The 21676-nt window shown below is 65.9% G+C and carries 18 protein-coding genes and 2 tRNA genes; 11 read left to right on the top strand and 9 right to left on the bottom strand.

What is annotated here, in order from left to right; all coding sequences use genetic code 11:
- Positions 1-93 precede the first annotated feature (93 nt).
- From E4487_RS14975 to E4487_RS14965, 3 genes are all read left to right on the top strand, one after another.
- A complete protein-coding gene (locus tag E4487_RS14975) occupies positions 94-1266 on the top strand; it encodes an MFS transporter (RefSeq protein ID WP_037053190.1) in 1173 nt (390 codons plus the stop codon).
- 219 nt (positions 1267-1485) lie between these two features.
- The gene (locus E4487_RS14970; protein WP_037053189.1) at positions 1486-2163 is read left to right on the top strand and encodes a response regulator transcription factor; all 678 of its coding nucleotides are present in this window, start codon (positions 1486-1488) and stop codon (positions 2161-2163) included.
- Positions 2160-3542 carry an ATP-binding protein gene (locus E4487_RS14965; RefSeq protein WP_037053187.1) on the top strand — a complete coding sequence of 461 codons (1383 nt, stop codon included), beginning with the start codon at positions 2160-2162 and terminating at the stop codon, positions 3540-3542. Before E4487_RS14970 ends, E4487_RS14965 begins: the two co-directional genes overlap by 4 nt.
- Positions 3543-3773: 231 nt before the next feature.
- Here the strand turns inward: E4487_RS14965 and E4487_RS14955 are convergent, their stop codons facing one another.
- On the bottom strand, positions 3774-4772 hold the full coding sequence (locus tag E4487_RS14955; RefSeq protein WP_037053181.1) for an AraC family transcriptional regulator: 999 nt from the start codon (positions 4770-4772) through the stop codon (positions 3774-3776).
- A 165-nt stretch (positions 4773-4937) separates the two neighbouring features.
- Here E4487_RS14955 and E4487_RS14950 point away from each other — a divergent pair, with 165 nt between their 5' ends.
- Positions 4938-6077: an acyl-CoA dehydrogenase family protein gene (locus tag E4487_RS14950; RefSeq protein ID WP_047590734.1), complete on the top strand. Its 1140-nt coding sequence runs from the start codon at positions 4938-4940 to the stop codon at positions 6075-6077.
- 91 nt (positions 6078-6168) lie between these two features.
- Positions 6169-7350 (top strand): CaiB/BaiF CoA-transferase family protein, encoded by a 1182-nt coding sequence (locus E4487_RS14945; protein WP_175253753.1) that lies wholly within the window; start codon positions 6169-6171, stop codon positions 7348-7350.
- A 25-nt stretch (positions 7351-7375) separates the two neighbouring features.
- Here E4487_RS14945 and E4487_RS14940 read toward each other — a convergent pair whose 3' ends face one another.
- The 3 genes from E4487_RS14940 to E4487_RS14930 all read right to left on the bottom strand — a co-directional run bounded on the left by E4487_RS14940 (position 7376) and on the right by E4487_RS14930 (position 9400).
- Entirely contained in the window at positions 7376-7870 is a 495-nt protein-coding gene (locus E4487_RS14940) for a SprT family zinc-dependent metalloprotease (RefSeq protein ID WP_175253752.1), read from the bottom strand.
- 169 nt (positions 7871-8039) lie between these two features.
- Positions 8040-8639, bottom strand: a complete 600-nt coding sequence (locus E4487_RS14935) for a Yip1 family protein (RefSeq protein ID WP_175253751.1) — start codon at positions 8637-8639, stop codon at positions 8040-8042.
- A gap of 167 nt (positions 8640-8806) precedes the next feature.
- Entirely contained in the window at positions 8807-9400 is a 594-nt protein-coding gene (locus tag E4487_RS14930) for a DNA-J related domain-containing protein (RefSeq protein WP_047590731.1), read from the bottom strand.
- 101 nt (positions 9401-9501) lie between these two features.
- Here E4487_RS14930 and ttcA point away from each other — a divergent pair, with 101 nt between their 5' ends.
- From ttcA to E4487_RS14915, 3 genes are all read left to right on the top strand, one after another.
- Positions 9502-10326 carry a tRNA 2-thiocytidine(32) synthetase TtcA gene (gene ttcA, locus E4487_RS14925; RefSeq protein WP_037053173.1) on the top strand — a complete coding sequence of 275 codons (825 nt, stop codon included), beginning with the start codon at positions 9502-9504 and terminating at the stop codon, positions 10324-10326.
- Between the two features lie 539 nt (positions 10327-10865).
- Complete coding sequence (locus tag E4487_RS14920) at positions 10866-11927, top strand: 3-deoxy-7-phosphoheptulonate synthase (protein WP_175253750.1); 1062 nt, start codon at positions 10866-10868, stop codon at positions 11925-11927.
- Positions 11928-12029: 102 nt separating this feature from the next.
- Positions 12030-12701: a DNA-3-methyladenine glycosylase I gene (locus E4487_RS14915; protein ID WP_150605767.1), complete on the top strand. Its 672-nt coding sequence runs from the start codon at positions 12030-12032 to the stop codon at positions 12699-12701.
- Here the strand turns inward: E4487_RS14915 and E4487_RS14910 are convergent.
- The 5 genes from E4487_RS14910 to E4487_RS14890 all read right to left on the bottom strand — a co-directional run bounded on the left by E4487_RS14910 (position 12691) and on the right by E4487_RS14890 (position 20815).
- Positions 12691-12942 (bottom strand): YheU family protein, encoded by a 252-nt coding sequence (locus E4487_RS14910; RefSeq protein WP_037053170.1) that lies wholly within the window; start codon positions 12940-12942, stop codon positions 12691-12693. The genes E4487_RS14915 and E4487_RS14910 overlap by 11 nt on opposite strands.
- 71 nt (positions 12943-13013) lie before the next feature.
- Entirely contained in the window at positions 13014-15758 is a 2745-nt protein-coding gene (locus E4487_RS14905) for a hybrid sensor histidine kinase/response regulator (protein ID WP_175253749.1), read from the bottom strand.
- Positions 15759-15915: 157 nt separating this feature from the next.
- Positions 15916-17115: an osmoprotectant NAGGN system M42 family peptidase gene (locus tag E4487_RS14900; RefSeq protein WP_037053167.1), complete on the bottom strand. Its 1200-nt coding sequence runs from the start codon at positions 17113-17115 to the stop codon at positions 15916-15918.
- Positions 17116-17179: 64 nt separating this feature from the next.
- Positions 17180-18919 carry an N-acetylglutaminylglutamine synthetase gene (gene ngg, locus E4487_RS14895; protein ID WP_175253748.1) on the bottom strand — a complete coding sequence of 580 codons (1740 nt, stop codon included), beginning with the start codon at positions 18917-18919 and terminating at the stop codon, positions 17180-17182.
- A gap of 126 nt (positions 18920-19045) precedes the next feature.
- Entirely contained in the window at positions 19046-20815 is a 1770-nt protein-coding gene (locus tag E4487_RS14890) for an N-acetylglutaminylglutamine amidotransferase (RefSeq protein ID WP_175253747.1), read from the bottom strand.
- Between the two features lie 108 nt (positions 20816-20923).
- Between E4487_RS14890 and E4487_RS14885 the strand changes: the two genes are divergently transcribed.
- The 3 genes from E4487_RS14885 to E4487_RS14875 all read left to right on the top strand — a co-directional run bounded on the left by E4487_RS14885 (position 20924) and on the right by E4487_RS14875 (position 21676).
- Positions 20924-21397: a MarR family winged helix-turn-helix transcriptional regulator gene (locus tag E4487_RS14885; RefSeq protein WP_037053159.1), complete on the top strand. Its 474-nt coding sequence runs from the start codon at positions 20924-20926 to the stop codon at positions 21395-21397.
- 97 nt (positions 21398-21494) lie between these two features.
- Positions 21495-21570: transfer RNA gene (locus E4487_RS14880), tRNA-Val, on the top strand.
- Between the two features lie 32 nt (positions 21571-21602).
- Positions 21603-21676, top strand: a tRNA-Asp gene (locus tag E4487_RS14875).

The following is a 21676-nucleotide window of genomic DNA, read 5'->3' as shown; positions in this document are numbered from 1 at the left end:
ATAAAAAGCACTGCGACGAGCAGTCGCAGTGATAGATAGCATGCTAAGCTTTTGTCGCGGCCGAACCTGCGCCGTGTTCCATGAGCTTGCCCGATGTCCGCACCCCATCTCGTTCGCGGCAGCGCCGGTTACCGGCGTGCCACCCTGGCGCTGTTCTGCGCCGGCTTCGCCACCTTCGCCATGCTCTATTGCGTGCAGCCGCTGCTGCCGCTGCTGGCTGCGCACTTTCGCGTCTCGGCGGCCAGCAGCAGCCTGGCCCTGTCGCTGACCACCCTGAGTCTGGCCCTGTGCCTGCTGGTCTCCGGCGCCCTGGCGGAAAGCTGGGGGCGCAAGCCGGTGATGGCTGCTGCACTGGGGCTCGCTGCACTGCTGGGAATGGCCTGTGCGCTGGTGGACGAGTGGAGCAGCCTGCTGCTGTTGCGCGCCCTGCTGGGCCTGGCCCTGAGTGGCCTGCCGGCGCTGGCCATGGCCTATGTCGGCGAGGAGTTCGATCCCGAGGCGCTGCCTGCCGCCATGGGCCTGTACATAGGCGGTACGGCCCTGGGTGGACTGCTCGGGCGTTTGCTCGCCGGGCTGTTGAGCGACCTTGGCGGCTGGTCCTGGGCCCTGGGCGGGATTGCCTTGCTGGGCCTGCTGGCGCTGCTGCTGTTTCTCTGGCTGCTGCCGCCGTCCCGGCATTTCTCCGCCCAGCCACTGTCGCTACGCGGGCTGCTGCGCAACTTCATCCTGCACCTGGGCAACCCGCGCCTGCGCGTGCTGTTCGCCCTGGCATTCCTGCTGATGGGCGGTTTCGTCGCGCTGTTCAACTACGTGGGCTTTCGCCTCGCCGCCGAGCCGTTCAACCTGTCCGCCACGGTGATCGGCCTGCTGTTCACGGTCTACCTGCTGGGCATCTTCAGTGCCGGCTGGGCAGGGCGGCTGGTGCCGCGCTTCGGTGCGCGTCAGGTGCTGTCCGGGGGCATCGCCCTGATGCTGCTGGGCGTCGCCCTGTGCGTCGGCCCCTGGCTGGGTGCGGTGGTCGTCGGGCTGGCCTTGTTCACCCTGGGCTTCTTCGCCGCGCATGCGGTGGCCAGCGGTCAGGTCGGCGCTCATGCGCAGGGCGCCAAGGCGCAGGCATCGGCGCTCTATCTGTGTGCCTATTACCTGGGCTCCAGCGTGGTTGGCTATGGTGGAGGGTATGTCTGGGAGCATGCCGGCTGGCTGGCATTGCTCGGCGTATTGGCCATGCTGTTCGTGCTGGCGGCTGTCCTGGTGCGACGCCTCTAGGCTGTTTGGCGCTCATTCAGTAGGTGTTCAAGGAAGGTTCAGCGCCTGTTCAGTAGTCTTCCCGCAGGCTTGGCGTCGAGTCGTTGATGGCCGCGCCGAGGCCTGCAACCCTGGCGTGGCGCTTCGCTACCGACAGCGGTTGTGGCTGTCGCCGACTTTTTCGTTATCTGGCCGGGTATCTGCCCGGCCTTCGCAGTCTTGAGTAGAAGGGAGAAGAACATGAAGTTGCTGGTGGTGGAGGATGAGGCGCTGCTGCGTCACCATCTGTTCACTCGCCTCAGCGAGAACGGGCACGTGGTGGATGCCGTGCGCACGGCTGAAGAGGCGTTGTACCGTGCCGAGTCGTTCAATCATGACCTGGCGCTGGTCGATCTCGGCCTGCCGGGCATGAGCGGTATCGACCTGATCCGGGAGTTGCGCAGCCAGGACAAGCATTTCCCGATCCTGATCCTCACCGCACGTGGCAACTGGCAGGACAAGGTCGAAGGGCTCTCCTGCGGGGCGGACGATTACGTGGTCAAGCCGTTTCAGTTCGAGGAGCTGGAGGCGCGCCTGAATGCTTTGCTACGTCGCTCGTCGGGGTTCACCAAGTCGACCATCGAGGCCGGTGCGCTGGTGCTGGACCTGAACCGCAAGCAGGCGAGCGTCGATGAGCAATCCCTGCAGCTGACGGCCTACGAGTACCGCATCCTCGAGTACCTCATGCTGCATCACCAGCAGGTGGTGGCCAAGGAGCGCCTGATGGAGCAGCTCTATCCGGGCGACGACGAACGCGACCCCAATGTCATCGAGGTGCTGGTGGGGCGTCTGCGGCGCAAACTGGAGGCGCTGCTGAACGGCAAGCCGATCGAGACGGTGCGTGGCCAGGGCTACATGTTCAACGAGCGCTGCAAGTGAAGCGACTGCGCAGCATCCTGCGCAAGCTGCGCATCCGCCTGGGCTCGCTGCGCCTGCGGCTGATGCTGGCCAGCGCGGCCCTGGCGATGCTGTTCATGCTGTCGCTGATGCCGGTGCTGCAGGGCGTTTTCCTCATGGCCCTGGAACAGACGGTGGAGAAGCGCCTGGCCTCCGACGCGGCGGCGCTGATCTCGGCCGCGCGCATCCACGATGGCGAGCTGCACATGCCGGAGAAGATGCCCGACGAGGAGTTCGACAACCTCGATTCCCATCTGCTGGGATTCATCTTCGACCGGGACGGCACGCTGCTCTGGCGTTCGCGCTCGTCCATCGACGAGCTGGTGCGCTACCTGCCGCACTATGACGGCCAGGGCCACGAATTCGCGCGTATCCGTGACGACAGTGGCCATGAGTACTTCGTCTACGACATCGAGGTGGACCTGCTGCGCGGCGATGAAACGGCGCTGAGCATCGTCACCATGCAGCCGACGCGTGAATATCAGGTGCTGTTCAACGGCTTCGCCTGGCAGTTGCGCCTGTGGCTGGGCATCGCCCTGCTGGTGCTGCTCGGCTTGCTGTGGTTCGGCCTGACCTGGGGCTTTCGCAGCCTGCGCGGGCTCAGCGATGAACTCGATGGCGTGGAGGCGGGCACGCGCCAGCGCCTGAGCGACGATCACCCGCGCGAGCTGCTGCGCCTGACCAATTCCCTCAACCGCCTGCTCGACAGCGAACGGCGCCAGCGCGAGCGCTATCGCGACTCGCTCGAAGACCTCGCCCATAGCCTGAAAACGCCGCTCAGCGTGCTGCAGGGCATCGGCGAGACCCTGGCCGTTCAGGAGGGCAATCGCGAGCAGGCGCAACTGATGCAGGCGCAGATCGAGCGCATGAGCCAGCAGGTCGGCTACCAGCTGCAGCGTGCGAGCCTGCGGCGCAGCGGCCTGGTGCGCCATCGCGAGCAGATCTGGCCGCTGCTGGAAGGCCTGTGCCGTTCGCTGGACAAGGTCTATCTCGACAAGCAGGTGGAGGCGACGCTGGAGGTGCCCGAGCACAGCCAGGTCACCATGGAGCGTGGTGCCCTGATGGAGCTGCTCGGCAACCTGCTGGAGAACGCCTATCGGCTGTGCCTGCAACGGGTGCGGGTGAGCGTGCAGCCGTTGCTCGACGGCTGCCTGATCACCATCGAGGACGATGGCCCCGGCGTGCCGCAGAATCAGCGTGAGCGCGTGCTGCAGCGGGGCGAACGGCTGGATGCGCAGAATCCGGGGCAGGGCATCGGCCTGGCGGTGGTCGAGGACATCATCGAGAGCTACGACGGTGAGCTGAGCCTGGAGGATTCCGAGCTGGGTGGCGCCTGTTTCAGGGTGCGCCTGTACGACTGAGGCGCATGCCTCAGTCAACACACTGCGGGTTCCACACTGCTTCCCAGAGATGCCCATCCGGGTCCTGGAAGTAGCCGGCATACCCGCTCCGGAAGGTGGCCTGCGCCGGTTTTACGAGCGTCGCGCCTGCGTCATGAGTGCATCGACCTCTTCCGCGCTGGCCAGATTATGGCCAAGGGTGATGACGCTGATACGGGGTCGCATGGGCGCGCTCCCGTTATGCCGTGGCGGTCAGCCCTCCTGGGCACGATAGGCGCCAGGGGTCAGCCCGGTCCACTTCTTGAACGCCCGATGGAATGCAGACGGCTCGGAAAAGCCCAGCTGTTCGGCGATGTCCTGGATGGCCAGTTCGTCGCGGCCCAGGTGATAGATCGCCAGGTCACGGCGCAGGTGGTCCTTGAGTTCCTGGAAACTGGTGCCTTCCTCGCGCAGGTGACGGCGCAGGGTCTGCGGGCTGGTGTGCAACTGGTGAGCGACCTGTTCGAGGTCGGGCCAGGTACGGCAGTCGCGCCCGAGCAGGCGGCGAATCTGGCTGATCAGGCTGTCACCGCCGTCGGGGCGTGCCAGCAGGTCGGCCGGGGAGTGCTCGAGAAACTGCTTGAGGGTGCGCTCGTCCTGCAGCAGCGGCATGGCCAGGTAGCGGGCATGGAACAGCAGGCTGGTCTGCCCGGCGGCGAAGCGTCGGCTGCAGGGAAACAGCAGTTCGTACTCGGCGACATGTTCCGGCTCGGGGTAGGCGAAGGTGGCTTCCTCGAGGCGGATGCGCTGGCCGATCAGCCAGCTGCCGAGGCGGTGCCAGATCACCAGCAGGCTTTCCACCAGAAAGTGATCCGGGTCCCACAGCGTGCTGTCGTCCACGCTCAGCCGTGCCCAGTCGCCCTCGCGCTGCAGATGGATGCTCGGTGCATCCGGGAACAGGCCATAGAACAGGGCACCACGGCTCAGGGCCTTCTCCAGGCTGCGGCAATGGATGATGGCGTGGCCCATCATGGCGAAGGTGCCGCGTTTGCTGGGCTGGCGCCCGAAGCCCAGGTACTCGTCGTCCAGTGCCTCCCAGAGCAGCTGCATCAGCCGGGCGAACTGCTCGGGGGCGATGCGTGCACGCGGTTCCACCAGCACCGCCGGCTGGATACCGGCCTGGCGCAGTAGCGCGTCGCAGGCGAGGCCGCGGCGCCCGGCACCGCGCAGCGCGGCGCGGACGAAGTGGCTGGCGATGGTGCGTTCGCGCATGCTGGCTTTCCAAGGTCGAGGGGCACCGATGGTAGGCGGCTGGCGTTCGCGGCGGCAAGCCAGCCGAGCGATTGGGTCAATTCAGGCTGAGCGCATGGGTCATTGAGGGGGCAGCGGGGCGGCACTTACCCTCTGGCTCATAAAAAACAGCGGAGGACCCGCCCCATGCAGCGCACTCATTTCGACACCGAACACAACCTGTTTCGCGATGCCTTCGCGGCATTCCTGGACAAGGAGGTGGTGCCCCATCAGGAGGCCTGGGAAGAGGCCGGAGTGGTGGATCGCAGCGTGTGGCGCAAGGCGGGCGAAATGGGCTTCCTGCTGCCCTGGGCGGACGAGGAATATGGTGGCACGGGGCTCAAGGACTTCCGCTACGAGCAGATCATGTGCGAGGAGCTGGCGCGTATCAACGAGCCCGGTTTCATGATTCCGCTGCACTCGGCGCTGTGCGGCCCCTATATCGCCGAATACGGCAATGCCGAGCAGAAGGCGCGTCTGCTGCCAGGCATCATCCGTGGCGAGACCATCCTGGCCGTGGCGATGACCGAGCCGGCCGCTGGCTCCGACCTGGCCGGCATGCGCACCACGGCGGTGGACAAGGGCGATCACTGGCTGCTCAACGGCTCCAAGGTGTTCATCTCCAACGGTTACCTGGCCGACGTGGTGATCGTCGCGGCCAAGACCGATCCGGCCAACAAGCACGCCATGGGCCTGTTCCTGGTCGAGCGTGGCATGCCGGGTTTCGAGCGCGGCAAGAAGCTGAAGAAGCTCGGCATGCACAGCCAGGACACCGCCGAACTGTTCTTCAACGAGGTCAAGGTGCCCAAGGAGAACCTGCTCGGTGACGCCAAGGGCGGCTTCTTCTACCTGATGAACATGCTGGCCCAGGAACGCCTGACCAACGCCTGCGGCGCGGTGGCCGGGGCCGAGGCGGCGCTGCAGGCGACCGTCGAGTACGTCAGGGAACGCCAGGCCTTCGGTCGCCCGGTGGCGCACTTTCAGAACACCCGCTTCAAGCTCGCCGAGATGCGCACGCAGATCGACGTGGCGCAGGTGTTCACCGACCGCTGCGTGATGGACCACAACCAGAAGCAGCTCAGCCCCGAAGTGGCTGCCGAGGCCAAGCTGTTCACCACCGAGCTGCTCGGCAAGGTCGTCGACGAGGGTGTACAGCTGCATGGCGGTTGGGGCTACATGTGGGAGTATCCGATCTGCAAGATGTACGCGAACGCGCGCATCCAGCGCATCTTCGCCGGTACGTCGGAGATCATGAAGGAAATCATCAGCCGTGGCATGAAGCTGTAAGGTCGCGCAGGAGCGATCAGCGCATCGACATTGCGGGGGCGCACGAACGCTGCCGCCGCGTCGGCCAACCGGTCACTTATCAGGAGACGCCATGAGCGGCCCACTGTCTTCGTTGAAGGTTCTCGACTTCTCCACCCTGTTGCCAGGGCCATTCGCTTCCTTGCTGCTCGCCGACATGGGCGCAGAGGTCCTGCGCGTCGAGTCGCCGACGCGCATGGACCTGGTGCGCGTACTGCCTCCACACGATGGCGGCACCTCCACCAGCCACGCCTACCTGAACCGCAACAAGCGCAGCATCGCCCTCGACCTCAAGCGCGCGGAGGCGGTCGAGGTGGTCAAGCAGCTGGTGCGTGAATACGACATCGTGCTGGAGCAGTTTCGCCCCGGTGTGATGGACAAGCTGGGCGTCGGCTACGAGGCGCTCAAGGCGATCAACCCGAAGCTGATCTACGTGTCGATCACCGGTTATGGCCAGAGCGGGCCGTATCGTGATCGCGCCGGGCACGACATCAACTACCTCGCACTGGCCGGCATCGCCAGCTATACCGGGCGTGCCGACAGCGGCCCGCTGCCGCTGGGGGTGCAACTGGCGGACCTGGCCGGCGGCTCGCTGCATGGGGTGATCGGCCTGCTTGCCGCCGTGGTGCAGCGCCAGGTGAGCGGGCAGGGCCAGCAGGTCGACGTGAGCATGACCGATTGCGCCTTCAGCCTGCATGGCATGGCGGGCGCAGGCTACCTGGGCGCCGCTGTGGAGCCGGACATGGAGAATCAGGCGCTCAACGGTGGCAGTTTCTATGACTACTACCGCACGCGCGACGGCCGCTGGTTCTCGGTCGGCAGCCTGGAACCACAGTTCATGCAGCAGTTCTGCGCCGCCATCGGTCGCCCCGAGCTGGCGGCACGCGGGCTTTCGCCCAAGGCGGACGACCAGCGTGCGCTCAAACGCGAGATCGAGATCGAGATCGAGAAGCGCGACTTCGCCGAGTGGAGCGAGGTGTTCGCCGCGCTGGATGCCTGCGTCGAGCCCATGCTGCCCCTCTCCGAGGCGGTGGCGCATCCGCAGATCAGGTCCCGTGAGCTGGTGGTCGAGGTGCCGCGCGAGGGGCTGCCGGCGCAGGCGCAACTGGCCTGCCCGCTGAAATTCTCCGACGGCCTGGCGTCGCCCCGGCATGTCGGCGCGGCGGTCGGCGCGCATACCGAGCAGGTGCTGCAGGAGCTGGGTTACGACGCCGAACGGATCGCCGCGCTGCGCGAGGCGCGCGTGTTCGGTTGAGTCGCGCTGGGCGGTTGCGCTCTGCTTACTCCTGGCGCTGCTCACCGCTGAAAGTCAGCGTCACCTTGCAGCGTCTGCAATAGTAGCGGCGGCCCTTGGCGACCAGAGCATGGCGCTGGGCCGAGAAGGGGAACTCGCCGTCCGTGCAGGCGCAGCGGTAGATGAAGCGGTTGACCTTGCGGCGCTCGACCTCGTAGCTGTGGCAGCGATGCGGCGGCAGCTCGTAGACGCCCCGCATGATCAGCTGCCACTCCTCGCCATGCGGCTGGATGCGTGAGCCGAACAGCTGGTGGGCGATCATGTGGGCGACTTCGTGAGGCACCGTCTGGCGCAGGAAGTCCTCATGGTTGTCCCGGTACAGCTGCAGGTTGAAGCGCAGCTTGTTCTCCGTCAGGTGGGCGACGCCCGCCTTCTGCCCGCGCAGCTTGAAACTGATCTGCGGACGGGCGAAAGGTTGCTTGAAGAAGGCCTCGGCCTGTTGGTAACAGGCTTCGACACGGGCATGGATCTGTTCGGGCATGGCAGGTAGCGGCTGCGGTTCGACGGGGGATTATGCCGCAAGCGCCAGGGATACGGCGAAGTTGCCCGGACCTGCGGACCAGGTGCCGCCTTCCGGGCCGACGAATGGTGGCCCAGATGCAAGAAGGGCCGACATCACTGCCGGCCCTTGCTGTCGACGCGCTTCAGCGCTAGCTGGTGTAGACCGGGCCGACGCCCATGCCCCAGAGAATCACCGAGCTGGCGATCATCGCCACCAGTACCACCAGACCGACCGCCAACACCGAGCTGGAGAACATGAAGCCTTCGTCCTCGGGGATGCTCATGAAGGTCGGTATGCCGACGTAGAGCAGGTAGACCGTGTAGCAGATGGCGATCGTACCCACGACCATGCCCAGCCACAGGTGCGGGTACAGGGCCGCCAGGCCGCCGATGAACAGCGGGGTCGCGGTATAGGCGGCGAAGACGATGCATTGGGTCAGGCTGGGATTGGCATCGTAGGTGCGCGCCATCCAGTGGATGAAGGCGCCCATTACCGCGACGCCGGCGAGCATGGCCAGGTAGGACATGATGGTCATCACCATCGCACTGCCTTCGGTGAGCATCACCGGCGCTCGATCACCGATGGCCCAGCCGACCTGGGTGGTGCCGATGTAGGCTGAGATCGCGGGGATGGCCGCGAGGACCAGCACGTGGGTCAGGTACATGTGGCTGATGGATTCTTCCTCGCCACGGATTTCTTGCCATTCTTGGTCGGGATGGGTGAAGAGCCCCCAAACGTGGTGGATCATGCCAGACACCTCCTCATTCTTATGACGGTCGCCCCCCGCGGACGCCCGGCGCGCATGGGCAGCGCCACCGGGTGACCAAGCCGAATCAATGCGACCTTATGTCGCAGTATAGGCAGGGGCTGGAGCGGGCGTGGTGCCTGGCTTTAGAGCAAATCGCTCTCTCTGGGTCAGCGGTAATAGCGCTCTAGAATTTCCATCGCCAGGTTGATCGACTGCAACCGCTCTGTGCTGCCGCCTCGGTCGGGGTGGTGCTGGCTGACCATCTGCCGATAGCGTTGCTTGATCCTTGGCAGGTCGAGGGCCCGCTCGTCGTCCAGTTCGAACAGCTCCAGCGCGGCCTGCTTCTCGTCGCCACCCTGCATGCGCGTCCAGAAGCTGGTCAGCAGGCGTTCGACGTCGCGCTCGTCGGTATCGCGCAGCTGGCTCATGTCGAGGTAGTAGTCACGCAGCTCGTCACGCTCGCTCAGCGCAGCGGCGCCGGGCTCGTACGGCAGCAGGCGAATGCACAACGGGCTGATCTGCAGCAGGTGGCTGCCCTGCTGCCAGAGCCGCTCGCGCAGGCGATACAGGGCGTTGAACAGCAGGAAATGGGTGCGGAACAGCACCAGTTTGTCGGCCAGCGGCAGGTTGGGGATATGGCCGCTGTGGCGCTCTTTCAGTTGCTGGATCAGCGCGTACTCGGCAAGCCCCTCGGGAGCGGCCTGCAGCAATTGCAGCACCTGTTCGGCGAGGTCCTGAGTGGGGTCTAGGTCGTCATTCATCGGCCGAGCCTAGCATTTCGTTGCCGGTGGGGTAGGGGCGAGACGCCATTGTGCGTAAAATGTCGCGCTTTCGTTCCCACCCCCTCGGATCTCGACGCACCATGGGCACCCTTTCGGTCAACCAGAACAAACTGCAGAAGCGCATTCGCCGCCTGGCCGGCGAGGCCATCACCGATTTCAACATGATCGAGGATGGCGACAAGGTGATGGTCTGCCTGTCCGGCGGCAAGGACAGCTACACCATGCTCGACGTGCTGCTGTACCTGCAGAAGGTGGCGCCGATCAAGTTCGAGATCGTCGCGGTGAACATGGACCAGAAGCAGCCCGGTTTCCCTGAGCACGTGCTGCCGGCCTATCTGGAATCCATCGGTGTGCAGTACCACATCATCGAGAAGGACACCTACTCGGTGGTCAAGGAGAAGATTCCCGAGGGCAAGACCACCTGCTCGCTGTGCTCGCGCCTGCGTCGCGGCACGCTGTACACCTACGCCGACGAGATCGGTGCAACCAAGATGGCGCTGGGGCACCACCGCGACGACATCCTGGAAACCTTCTTCCTCAACATGTTCTACGGCGGCACGCTCAAGGCCATGCCGCCCAAGCTGCTCTCCGACGACGGCCGCAACGTGGTGATCCGCCCGCTGGCCTACTGCGCGGAGGCGGACATCGAGGCCTACAGCCAGCTCAAGGAATTCCCCATCATCCCGTGCAACCTGTGCGGTTCGCAGGAGAACCTGCAGCGCCAGGTGGTCAAGGAGATGCTGCAGGAGTGGGAGCGCAAGAGCCCCGGCCGTGTCGAGATCATGTTCCGCGCCCTGCAGAACGTGCACCCGTCGCAACTGGCCGACCGCAACCTGTTCGACTTCCGGAGCCTGAAGATCGACGACAGCGCCACCCCGCGCTTTCTCGATGTGATGAGCCTGTAACCGGGGTGGGGTGGATCACGCTTCACCGATCTACCGTGCTGGGGCCATCGGTGGATGCAGGAACCGACATCCACCTTGCGCCGCATGGGTGCTTGCCAGGCCGCCAGGGCCTGGAGTAAGGTTCAGCCATCGTTTTGGAGAATTCCATGTCTGTCAGCCACAACCTCCTGTCCATGCTGCAAGCCGGTGCCTCTCGCGCCGCGCTGGCTCGTGCGCAGGCGCTCGTGGCGGCGGCGTATTATTTCTTTGGGTATTGGTTTAGCCACAGGCGCGCCTGATACCCCACAGGCGGCCTAGCAGAACAGGGTCGCCACCAGAGACGTTTTCCAGAAAACCCCCGGTCGGCAACCCGACCGGGGGTTTTGTTTTTTCGGTCGAAAAAGACCACGTATCGAGGACATGCAGATGAACCGTTATTACCGCAACTACCGCTACGACTGGCGATTTAGCAGCGTTACCGCCGCCCTGACACCTTTGCAACGAACACTCAGCTAGCGCCGCCGCGGCACCGACCGCGCCGGCCAAGGAACCGCCAGATCATGAACGCATCCGTCTCCGCTCAACTCGCTTCCCACGCCACCTCCATCGTCCGTCGCAGCGCCCAGCCGCTGCCCAGTCCCGCCGTCCTGCGCCAGCGCCTGCCGTTGCCCAGTCTGCTTGCCGAACGCATCTGCGCCGACCGTGCCGCCATCCGTGCCGTGCTCGATGGCGAGGATTCGCGTCTGCTCGTCGTCGTCGGCCCGTGTTCCCTGCATGACCCGGTTTCGGCTCTCGAGTATGCCGAGCGCCTGGCGGAACTCGCGCCCCAGGTCGACGACCAGCTGTTGCTGGTGATGCGCGCCTACGTGGAGAAGCCGCGTACCACCGTGGGCTGGAAGGGCCTGCTGTACGACCCGCATCTCGACGGCAGTGGCGACATGGCCGAGGGGCTGCGCCAGTCGCGGCAACTGATGCTGGACATTCTCGCGCGCGGCCTGCCACTGGCGACCGAGTTGCTGCAACCGCTGGCTGCCGGCTACTTCGATGACCTGCTCGGCTGGGCGGCGATTGGCGCACGCACCAGCGAATCGCAGGTGCACCGCGAGATGGTCAGTGGCCTGGGCCTGCCGGTCGGCTTCAAGAACGGCACCGATGGCAGCGTCGCCATCGCCTGCGACGCCATGCGTTCGGCTGCGCACCCGCACCAGCACTTCGGCATCGATGAGCTTGGCCACCCGGCACTGCTGCACACCGCCGGCAACCCGGACACCCACCTGGTGCTGCGCGGTGGCCACGGTGCGCCCAACCACGATGCCGCCAGTGTCGCCGCCGCGCGCGACGCGCTGCAGCGTCAGGGCATCGCGCCGCGCATCATGGTCGATTGCAGCCATGCCAACAGCGGCAAGGACCCGCTGCGTCAGCCGGCGGTGCTGGACAGCGTGATCGACCAGCGCCTGGCTGGCGACCTCAGCCTGCGCGGGGTGATGCTGGAGAGCCACCTGTTCGACGGCTGCCAGGCGCTTTCCGGCGAGCTGCGCTACGGTGTCTCGATTACCGATGGCTGCCTGGGCTGGAGCGCGACCGAGGCTGCACTGCGCCAGGCGGCCGAACGCCTGCGCTAGGGGCGCCCGCCGATCCGCGAGCGGCAGTGCCTTCGGGCGGGGCTTGAGTGTTCGGCGAACTGCGTGCAGGCTTCGTCACTGGTTTCAGCAAGGATTCGATTCATGCGTGATTACAAGTGGCTGCACGCGTTCTGCCTCAATCGCTTCGGTTCGGAGAAGGCGCTGCAGGCGATGCTGCCGCAGCCGCGCAGCGAGGCCGAGCTGCGCGCATTGAGCGATGACCGCTACCTGTCGTTGATCAGCCTGCGCATCTTCCGCGCAGGGCTCAAGCACAGCCTGGTGGACGCCAAGTGGCCGGCGTTCGAGGAGGTGTTCTTCGGTTTCGACCCGGAGAAGGTGGTGCTGATGGGCGGCGAGCGCCTGGAGAACCTGATGCAGGACGCGCGTCTGATTCGCCATCTGGGCAAGTTGAAGAGCGTGCCGCGCAACGCCCAGTTCATCCTCGATGTCCGTCGCGAGAAAGGCAGCTTCGGTGCCCTCGTCGCGGACTGGCCGGCAAGCGATATCGTCGGTCTGTGGAAGTACCTGGCCAAGCACGGCAGCCAGTTGGGCGGGCTGTCCGCACCGCGCTTCCTGCGCATGGTCGGCAAGGATACCTTCGTGCCCACCGATGACATGGTGGCGGCGCTCAAGGCCCAGGGCATCATCGACAAGGCGCCGACCAGCCAGAAGGATCTGGCTGCCGTTCAGGCGGCCTTCAATCAATGGCACGCCGAGAGCGGCCGGCCACTGTGTCAGCTATCGGTCATGCTGGCGCATACGGTCAATCACTGAAGTCGTCGTTCAGCGCATCCAGCCACTCTTTCGGCACGTCGCGTTTCATCGCCAGCTGGCACTGCTGGCTGTCGGGATCGAACACGATCACCGCCTCGCCCTTGTCCAGGGCGCGGCGCACGCGCTGGACGCGGGTCTCCAGCGGGGTTTCGTCACCGTTGTCGGTACCGTCGCGGGTGACGAAGTCTTCGATCAGGGCGGTGAGGGTGTCGGCTTGCAGCAGGTGGGCGGGAATCAGCACAGCGAACGGGCTCCAGTGGCAGGCGCTCATGATAGAGGCAGAGCGCCTGCCGCCGCGAGCCTCTGCCGATGTCAGGCGCCCTGCGGGTCGAGGTAGCGCTCCAGGGTGCTGTAGAGCACGCCGCTGTCCAGCGGTTTGCCGAGGAAATCGTCCATGCCGGCGTCCAGGCCGTGCTGGCGGTGCTCTTCGAGGATGTGTGCGGTCAGGGCGATGATGGGCACGGCGGCCAACTGCTGGCCGCGTTCCAGGCGACGGATCTGCCGGGTGGCCTCGAAACCGTCCATCACCGGCATCTCGCAATCCATCAGGATCAGCTGCACGGCGGCGGGGTCGCGCGCATATTCGTCGACGGCCGCCTGGCCGTTGGTCACCAGGCGCACGCTGTAGCCGCGTTTCTTGAGAAAGCCCTGAACCACCAGCTGATTCACCGGGTTGTCCTCCGCCACCAGGATGCACGGGGCGTTGCCATTGTCGCTGCGTACTTCTCTCACCAATCGATGTACCTGTGCTCTGGGTTCTTCATACAGCCCGCTCAGTGCCTGGCGCAGGGCGTTGATCGCCACGGGCTGGGCCAGGTGTTGCAGGCGCAGGCCGTGACTGGCCGGTAATTGCTGGCAGGCTTCGGGCGGGCAGACCAGCAGCACGCGCTGCTGCGTCTGCAGCATGGGCCTGAGCGAGTCGAGCCAGTGGTTCACCCCGCCCGGCCAGGGCGCCATCAATATCAGCAATGGCGGCGCGGCGAAATCCTCCAGATAGCCTTGCAGGCGCTCCGGTGTCTGGCAGCGCTCGGTGCGCATGCCCCAGCGCCCGAGCAGACGGCTCATGGCATCCAGGCCCAGGCCGTCCAGCGAGGCGAGCAGGGCGGTGCGTCCGGCCAGCAGACGGCTGAGTTCGTCGGGCACGTCCGGTTCGGCCAGCAAGGGTATATCGAATGCGAAGCGCGTGCCTTGGCCGAGGGTGCTCTGGACCTCGATCCGTCCGCCCATCATCTCCACCAGCTCCTTGCTGATGGCCAGGCCCAGGCCGCTGCCGCCGTAGCGGCGGGTGGTGCTGGAGTCGCCCTGGGCGAAGGACTCGAACAGCTGCGCCAGTGCCTGCTCGCTGATGCCGATACCACTGTCGCTGACGGCGAACACCAGGTGCGGTTCGCCGTGACTGTCGCTGCGGCGGCTGACGCTGAGCGCGACATGGCCTTCGGCGGTGAATTTCAGGGCGTTGCTGAGCAGGTTCATCAGCACCTGCTTGAGGCGTGTCGGGTCGCCCTGAATCCGCCGCGGCACGCCGTTTTCCAGGCTGACGTAGAGGCGCAGGCGCTTGTCCATGGCCTGCCCGGTGAACAGGCTGAGGGTGTCGGAGATCATGTCCTCGAGGTCGAACTCGATCTGTTCCAGGCTGAGCTTGCCGGACTCGATGCGGGCGTAGTCGAGGATGTCGTTGATCACCGCCATCAGCGAGCTGCCGGAGCTGGAGATGGTGTCGACGTAGAAGCGCTGGCTGCGATCCAGCGGCGTCTCGCGCAGCAGTTGCAGCATGCCCAGCACGCCGTTGAGCGGCGTGCGGATCTCGTGGCTCATCTTGGCCAGAAAGCGACTCTTGGCCTGGCTTTCGAATGCCGCCTGCTCGGCGGCGCGGCGCGACTGGAAGCCTTCTTCCTTGAGCAGGTTGATGCGGTCGGCCAGGCCGATGGACAGGGTGATCAGCTCGATGGTGACGCCGATCTTCACCGCCGTGGCGCCGAACACGCCGAACACCTCCAGGCCCAGCGAGCCGGTGGTGGCCTGGATGAAGGCGAACAGCAGGATGGCCCAGGCCAGGGTGTAGTAGGAGCCGTAGCGCACGCCCCGGCGCCAGATGTAGATACCGGTGAGCAGCAGGATCAGCGACACCACGGAGACGGTGACGCTGGCCAGGATGTTCCAGGCGGCGAAGCCGATCAGCGGTACCGACAGCAGGCAGCCGATGCACACCAGCATCAGCAGGCGCAGGCCGGTGTCGAGTGTCGGAAAGTACTGCCGCGCGTGGAGGAAGTGGCGGCTGAACTGGATGGCCGTGAGGCAGTGCAGGTACATCAGGATGTAGATGCTGACCGACTGGAAGGCCACGTGCTCGGGGAGCAGCTTGAACAGCATGCCGTCGAAGCAGGCGGCGAGCAGGCCGACGTTGAGGTTGTAGGCCAGGTACCAGAGGTAGGCCGACTCGCGCAGTGACAGGTAGAGGAACAGGTTGTAGCAGAACATCGCGAACAGCACGCCATAGAAGGCGCCGGCGAACCCCATCAGGTTCTCCTGCGCCGCCGCGCTGGCGCCGTAGGTGGCGAAGAACAGCGGCACGAACACCGTGCTGCTGGTTTCCACGCGGATCAGCAGCGTGCTGACCCCCGGCTCCATCTGCATGGGGAACCAGAAGTTGCGGACCTGCACCGGGCGTTGCGAGAAGGCGAAGCGGTCACCGCTTTCCTGGGCCTGGCGCCGGCCCTGGGGATCGATCAGGTAGACCTGCAGGTGATCGAGAAGCGGGTAATTGACTTCGAGGTAGCCGCCGAGCGGGTGATCGAGGCTGCTGACCAGGCGCACCTTGAACCACCACACGGAGGCATTCTTGCCGAGATTGGCATGCTCGCCGTCCAGGTCGTGGAAGGCGCCATCGTCCAGGGCCTGGACCTGCTCGACGCTCAGGCTGCCGTCCGCGTCCTCGTAGTAGCCGGTGTAGGGGCCCAGAGAAAAACGCAGGTCGTCACTGTCCAGCGGCGCGGGCGTGAGGGCCCAGCTCGGACATGCAAGCCAGAACAGCAGCAAAGCCAGACATAGACGAGGCATCCGTGAACCTCAGAAGGCCATGTGCATGGCCGGAAGTCGTTTTAACGTCGCATGGCGACGACCCGCAGGTTGGCCAAGGTGCTGGCGGCCATAAAAAGGGGAGCCTGAGCTCCCCCTGTCGTCCTTCGTGCCACTTTGCCCTTATGTGGGAAACCCTTCAAGCATCCCGATCATGTTGCTTGACCAGGCTGTCCACCGGCGGCACCCGGGTGCCGCTTTCCATCTGCGCATCGTGCTCCAGCTGATGGCTGAAATGCTCCAGCGAACCCTGGGCGGGCTGGGCGTCGCTGGCGAACACCGGCGGGCTCATCATGTAGGCGGTGAGCAGGCTGCTGAGCGCCTTGAGGCTGTCGATGTGCGTGCGCTCGTAGCCATGGGTGGCATCGCAGCCGAAGGCCAGCAGCGCCGTGCGGATATCGTGGCCGGCGGCGACGGCCGATTGGGCATCGCTGTGGTAGTAGCGGAACAGGTCGCGGCGCACCGCCACCTCCTGTTCGGCGGCCAGGCGCAGCAGCTGGCGGGACAGGTGGTAGTCGTAGGGGCCGCCGGAGTCCTGCATGGCCACGCTGACGGCATGCTCGCTGGATTGCTGGCCGGGCGCGACCGGGGCGATGTCGATACCGACGAACTCGCTGACGTCCCAGGGCAGGGCGGCGGCGGCGCCGGAGCCGACTTCCTCGGTGATGGTGAACAGCGGGTGGCAGTCGATCAGCGGTTGCAGGCCGTGGTCGCGAATGAGCTTGAGCGACGTCAGCAGGGCGGCCACGCCGGCCTTGTCGTCCAGGTGTCGGGCGCTGATGTGACCGCTTTCGGAGAACTCCGGCAGGGGGTCGAAGGCGACGAAGTCACCCACCGAGATGCCCAGCGAGTCGCAGTCGGCGCGGGTGGCGCAGTAGGCGTCCAGGCGCAGCTCGACGTGGTCCCAGCTGATCGGCAGGGTGTCGACCGCCGTGTTGAAGGCGTGTCCGGACGCCATCAGCGGCAGCACGCTGCCACGGATCACGCCGTTGTCGGTGAACAGGCTGACGCGGCTGCCCTCGGCGAAGCGGCTCGACCAGCACCCCACCGGGGCCAGGCCGAGGCGGCCGTTGTCCTTGATCTCGCGGACGATGGCGCCGATGGTATCCAGGTGTGCGGAGACGGCGCGGTCAAAGCGTTCGTATTCGCTCTGGCGCCCGCGCAACGTGGCGCGGATGGTGCCGCGACGGGTCAGTTCGAAGGGGATTTCCAGCTCTTCCAGGCGCTCGGCGACGTAGCGCACGATGGTGTCGGTGAAGCCGGTCGGGCTGGGGATGGCGAGCATCTCCAGCAGCACCTTCTGCAGGTAGTCGAGATCGGGTTCGGGTAGTTGTTGCATACAAGCTCCTCGGCGTTTGAGTCTTCCCACTCCCGTTCGCGGGAGTGGGCCGGGGGAGTGGGGTTCAGCTCGTGGCCTGGCTCAGCGGGAACAGCAGGTCGACGAAGCGCTCGGCGGTCGGCTGCGGTTCATGGTTGGCCAGGCCGGCGCGCTCGTTGGCTTCGATGAACACGTAGCCGGGCTGGTCGGCGGCCGGCACCAGCAGGTCGAGGCCGACCACCGGGATCTCCAGCGCACGCGCTGCCTTGATCGCGGCATCGCGCAGCTTCGGATGCAGGATCGCGGTGACGTCCTCCAGCGTGCCGCCGGTGTGCAGGTTGGCGGTCTTGCGCACCGCCAGGCGCTGTCCGGCGGGCAGCACGCTGTCGTAGTCCAGGCCGGCGCCGTGCAGGGTGCGCAGGGTCTCGGCATCTTTGGGAATGCGGCTCTCGCCGCCAGTGGCGGCCTGGCGGCGACGGCTCTGCGCGTCGATCAGCTCACCGATGCTGTGGCGGCCGTCACCGATGATTTCGGCCGGGCGGCGGATCGCGGCGGCGACGACTTCATAGCCGATCACCAGCACGCGCAGGTCGTGACCGGCGTGGTAGCTCTCCAGCAGCACGCGCTGGTCGAACACCCGTGCGCGTTCGATCGCTTCCTGCACCTCGCCGGGCGTGCGCAGGTCCACGGCGACGCCCTGGCCCTGTTCGCCATCGACCGGCTTGACCACCACCGAGCCGTGCTCGGCGAGAAACGCGGCATTGTCCTCGGCACTGCCTGCGAGGCGCTGGTCGGGCACGCTGAGCTGTGCCCGCGACAGCGCGCGGTGGGTCAGGCGCTTGTCCTGGCACAGGGTCATGCTCACCGCGCTGGTCAGGTCGCACAGCGATTCGCGGCAGCGGATGCGCCGGCCGCCATGGCTGAGGGTGAACAGCCCGGCCTCGGCGTCGTCCACCTGCACCTCGATGCCACGGCGCAGGGCTTCGTCGACGATGATGCGTGCATAGGGATTGAGTTCGGCCTGCGGTCCTGGGCCGAGGAACAGCGGCTGGTTGATCCCGTTCTTGCGCTTGAGGCTGAAGGTCTGCAACTCGCGGAAGCCCAGCTTGGCGTACAGCCGCTTGGCCTGCTTGTTGTCGTGCAGCACCGACAGGTCGAGGTAGCTCAGGCCACGGCTCATGCCGTGCTCGATCAGGTGGCGCACCAGCACTTCGCCGACGCCCGGCCGGCTGCACTGCGGGTCGACCGCCAGGCACCAGAGGCTGCTGCCGTTTTCCGGGTCGCGGAAGGCGCGCTGGTGATTGAGGCCCATGACGCTGCCGATCACCGCGCCGCTGTCCTCGTCCTCGGCCAGCCAGTAGGTCGGGCCGCCGTCGTTGTAGGGAGTGAGCTTGTCCGCATCGATCGGCAGCATGCCGCGGGTCTGGTACAGGCAGTTGATCGCTTGCCAGTCCGCCTCGCTCTGCGCGCGGCGGATGCGGAAACCGCGAAAGCTGCGACGCGCCGGCCGGTAGTCGGTGAACCACAGGCGCAGGGTGTCGGACGGGTCGAGGAACAGCTGTTGCGGGGCGTGGGCCAGCACCTGGTGCGGGGCGGCGACGTACAGGGCGATGTCGCGCTCGCCGGGCTGTTCGTCGAGCAGGGCTTCGGCCAGCGCCGTGGCGTCCGGGTAGGTGTGGCCGATCAGCAGTCGCCCCCAGCCGCAGTGGATGGCCTGCGGCTGGCTGGGCTGGCTGCTGTGGTCCTCGGCCAGACGCGCCTGCAGACGTTCGTAGGAGGGTGTCTGGCCGCGGATCAGGCGTTGGTTAAAGGCAGGGGAGCGCATGAGTTGTCCTTTATCTCTACCTCCGGTCTGGGCCGGATCGAGTGTTGAGTCGCGACAACCCCGGATGACATCCGGGCTACGACCGTTGATCCGGCAGGCGCGCCGCGAGCGCCGCGCCTGCCCGCTTTACAGACCCTGTTCGCTCAGCCAGAGGTTGAGCGCCGCGAGCTGCCACAGCTTGGAGCCGCGCAGCGGCGTCAACTGGCTCTGCGGGTTGGTCAGCAACTGGTCGAGCATGCTCGGGTTGAACAGGCCGCGATCCTGGCTGGGGTCGAGCAGCAGGTCGCGTACCCAGCCGAGGGTGGCGCCTTCCAGGTGCTTGAGGCCCGGTACCGGGAAGTAGCCCTTGGGCCGGTCGATCACCTCGCTGGGGATGACCTTGCGTGCCGCTTCCTTGAGCACGTGCTTGCCGCCGTCGGGCAGCTTGAATTGCGCCGGAATGCGCGCCGACAGTTCGGCCACGCGGTAGTCGAGGAACGGCGTGCGCGCCTCCAGACCCCAGGCCATGGTCATGTTGTCCACGCGCTTGACCGGGTCGTCGACCAGCATCACCGTGCTGTCCAGACGCAGGGCCTTGTCCACCGCCGCGTCGGCGCCTGGCTGGGCGAAGTGCTCACGGACGAACTCGCCGGCCATGTCGCCAGTCAGCCAGGCCGGCTGCACGCAGGCGGCGTACTCGTCGTGCTCGCGGTCGAAGAAGGCGGCGCGGTAGGCGGCGAAGGCATCCTTGGCGCCGTCGACCTGCGGGTACCAGTGGTAGCCGGCGAACAGCTCGTCGGCGCCCTGGCCGCTCTGTACCACCTTGCAGTGCTTGGCCACTTCACGCGAGAGCAGATAGAAGGCGATGCAGTCGTGACTGACCATCGGCTCGCTCATGGCGCGGAAGGCCTGCGGCAATTGTTCGAGAATCTCGTGCTCGCCGATGCGCAACTGGTGATGGCGAGTGGCGAAGCGCTGGGCGATCAGGTCCGAGTACTGGAATTCGTCACCACGTTCGCCGCCGGCATCCTGGAAGCCGATGGAGAAGGTCAGCAGGTTCTCCACACCGGCTTCACGCAACAGGCCGACCAGCATGCTCGAGTCGACGCCACCGGAGAGCAGCACGCCGACATCCACGGCGGCGCGCTGGCGGATCTCCACCGCCTGGCGCATGGTTTCCAGCGTCTGCTCGCGCCATTCTTCCAGGCCGTAGCCGGCTTCGTCGCCGCGCGGGCCGAATTGCAGCGACCACCAGCTCTGCTGCTCGACCTTGCCATCCGCGTCGACGCGCATCCAGGTCGCTGGCGGCAGTTTTTCGACGCCGGCCAGGATGGTGCGCGGCGCCGGCACCACGGCATGGAAGTTCAGGTAGTGGTTGAGCGCCACGGCATCCAGCGTCTTGGCGATGTCGCCGCCTTGCAGCAGCGCCGGCAGCGACGAGGCGAAGCGCAGGCGCTGACCGGTGCGCGACAGGTACAGCGGCTTGACGCCGAGGCGGTCGCGGGCGATGAACAGGTTCTGCGTGTCGCGCTCCCAGACGGCGAAGGCGAACATGCCGTTGAGCTTGGGCAGTAGGTTCTCGCCCCAGGCGTGATAGCCCTTGAGCAGCACTTCGGTGTCGCCGCCGGAGAAGAAGCGATAACCCAGCGCCTCCAGTTCGGCGCGCAGCTCGGGGTAGTTATAGATGGCGCCGTTGAATACCATGGACAGGCCGAGGTCGCTGTCGATCATCGGCTGGCCCGAGGCTTCGGCCAGATCCATGATCTTCAGGCGGCGATGGCCGAGGGCGATGGGGCCCTGGCTGTGGAAGCCGTGGGCGTCGGGGCCGCGAGGGGCCAGGTGGTGGGTGATGCGTTCGACTGCCGCCAGGTCCGCGGGGCGTCGATCAAAACGTAGTTCTCCAGCTATTCCGCACATAGTTCCTTACCGGTGTTTCCGTTGGGGAGTGGTCCGTTCCCGGACCTTTTACACCAAAACAAAAAAATGCTTTCATGTCAAAGTTTTGGTGGCTATGAATTGGTGCTTATGAGCGATAAAAAAGTTCCTGTTGAAATAGATTTGTCATCTGTCATGGCATTCGAGATGCCGCTTTTCCAGGCCTTGCGGCGCTTGCAGCAGGCGGGGGAGGTGCACGCCAAGCGTCTGGCCCGCTTCGGTGGGCTGACCCCCATGCAGCTGATGATCCTGCAGGTACTGGCCAGCGAGACGCGCCTGACCGCCAGCGTGCTCAGCAGCCGAGTCAGCCTGACGGCGGCGACGCTGTCCGGTCTGCTCGATCGCCTGGAGGAGCGCGGCCTGCTGCAACGCCAGCGCGACGATCAGGATCGCCGTCGCCAGTGGTTGCTGATCAGTGAGGCCGGCCGCGAACTGATCCAGCAGGCACCGTCGCTGATGCCACCGGAATTCAACCGGCGTTTTGCCGCCCTTGCCGATTGGGAGCGCCACGCTCTGACGGCGGCGCTGTTGCGTGCCGCCGAGCTGTGCGGGGAAATGGATTGAGGCGCGGCGGGCGGCGCGTCTTTTTCAGAAAAAATTCAAGCAGGGTGTTGACTTAGCGTCGCCACCTGCATAAAGTGCGCGCCTCGCTAAGGCACATGGGTGGTTAGCTCAGCCGGGAGAGCATCTGCCTTACAAGCAGAGGGTCGGCGGTTCGATCCCGTCACCACCCACCATTAGCGAATTCGGACGCAAGTCCGGCCGACGCGCAGCGGTAGTTCAGTCGGTTAGAATACCGGCCTGTCACGCCGGGGGTCGCGGGTTCGAGTCCCGTCCGCTGCG

This window comes from Pseudomonas sp. BMW13, assembly GCF_013357275.1.
GTDB lineage: Bacteria > Pseudomonadota > Gammaproteobacteria > Pseudomonadales > Pseudomonadaceae > Aquipseudomonas > Aquipseudomonas khazarica.
The sequence above is the reverse complement of the archived record's forward strand: the minus strand, read 5'-3'. Positions and strand labels throughout refer to the sequence as shown.

Bases quoted from the DNA above. Each gene is read 5' to 3' on its own strand.
- E4487_RS14890 (WP_175253747.1), bottom strand. From the start codon at position 20,815: ATGTGCGGAATAGCTGGAGAACTACGTTTTGATCGACGCCCCGCGGAC.
- E4487_RS14930 (WP_047590731.1), bottom strand. From the start codon at position 9,400: ATGAATGACGACCTAGACCCCACTCAGGACCTCGCCGAACAGGTGCTG.
- E4487_RS14915 (WP_150605767.1), top strand. From the start codon at position 12,030: ATGCGTGATTACAAGTGGCTGCACGCGTTCTGCCTCAATCGCTTCGGT.
- E4487_RS14885 (WP_037053159.1), top strand. From the start codon at position 20,924: ATGAGCGATAAAAAAGTTCCTGTTGAAATAGATTTGTCATCTGTCATG.
- ngg (WP_175253748.1), bottom strand. From the start codon at position 18,919: ATGCGCTCCCCTGCCTTTAACCAACGCCTGATCCGCGGCCAGACACCC.
- E4487_RS14970 (WP_037053189.1), top strand. From the start codon at position 1,486: ATGAAGTTGCTGGTGGTGGAGGATGAGGCGCTGCTGCGTCACCATCTG.
- E4487_RS14955 (WP_037053181.1), bottom strand. From the start codon at position 4,772: ATGCGCGAACGCACCATCGCCAGCCACTTCGTCCGCGCCGCGCTGCGC.
- E4487_RS14935 (WP_175253751.1), bottom strand. From the start codon at position 8,639: ATGATCCACCACGTTTGGGGGCTCTTCACCCATCCCGACCAAGAATGG.
- E4487_RS14975 (WP_037053190.1), top strand. From the start codon at position 94: ATGTCCGCACCCCATCTCGTTCGCGGCAGCGCCGGTTACCGGCGTGCC.
- ttcA (WP_037053173.1), top strand. From the start codon at position 9,502: ATGGGCACCCTTTCGGTCAACCAGAACAAACTGCAGAAGCGCATTCGC.
- E4487_RS14900 (WP_037053167.1), bottom strand. From the start codon at position 17,115: ATGCAACAACTACCCGAACCCGATCTCGACTACCTGCAGAAGGTGCTG.
- E4487_RS14905 (WP_175253749.1), bottom strand. From the start codon at position 15,758: ATGCCTCGTCTATGTCTGGCTTTGCTGCTGTTCTGGCTTGCATGTCCG.
- E4487_RS14945 (WP_175253753.1), top strand. From the start codon at position 6,169: ATGAGCGGCCCACTGTCTTCGTTGAAGGTTCTCGACTTCTCCACCCTG.
- E4487_RS14940 (WP_175253752.1), bottom strand. From the start codon at position 7,870: ATGCCCGAACAGATCCATGCCCGTGTCGAAGCCTGTTACCAACAGGCC.
- E4487_RS14920 (WP_175253750.1), top strand. From the start codon at position 10,866: ATGAACGCATCCGTCTCCGCTCAACTCGCTTCCCACGCCACCTCCATC.
- E4487_RS14950 (WP_047590734.1), top strand. From the start codon at position 4,938: ATGCAGCGCACTCATTTCGACACCGAACACAACCTGTTTCGCGATGCC.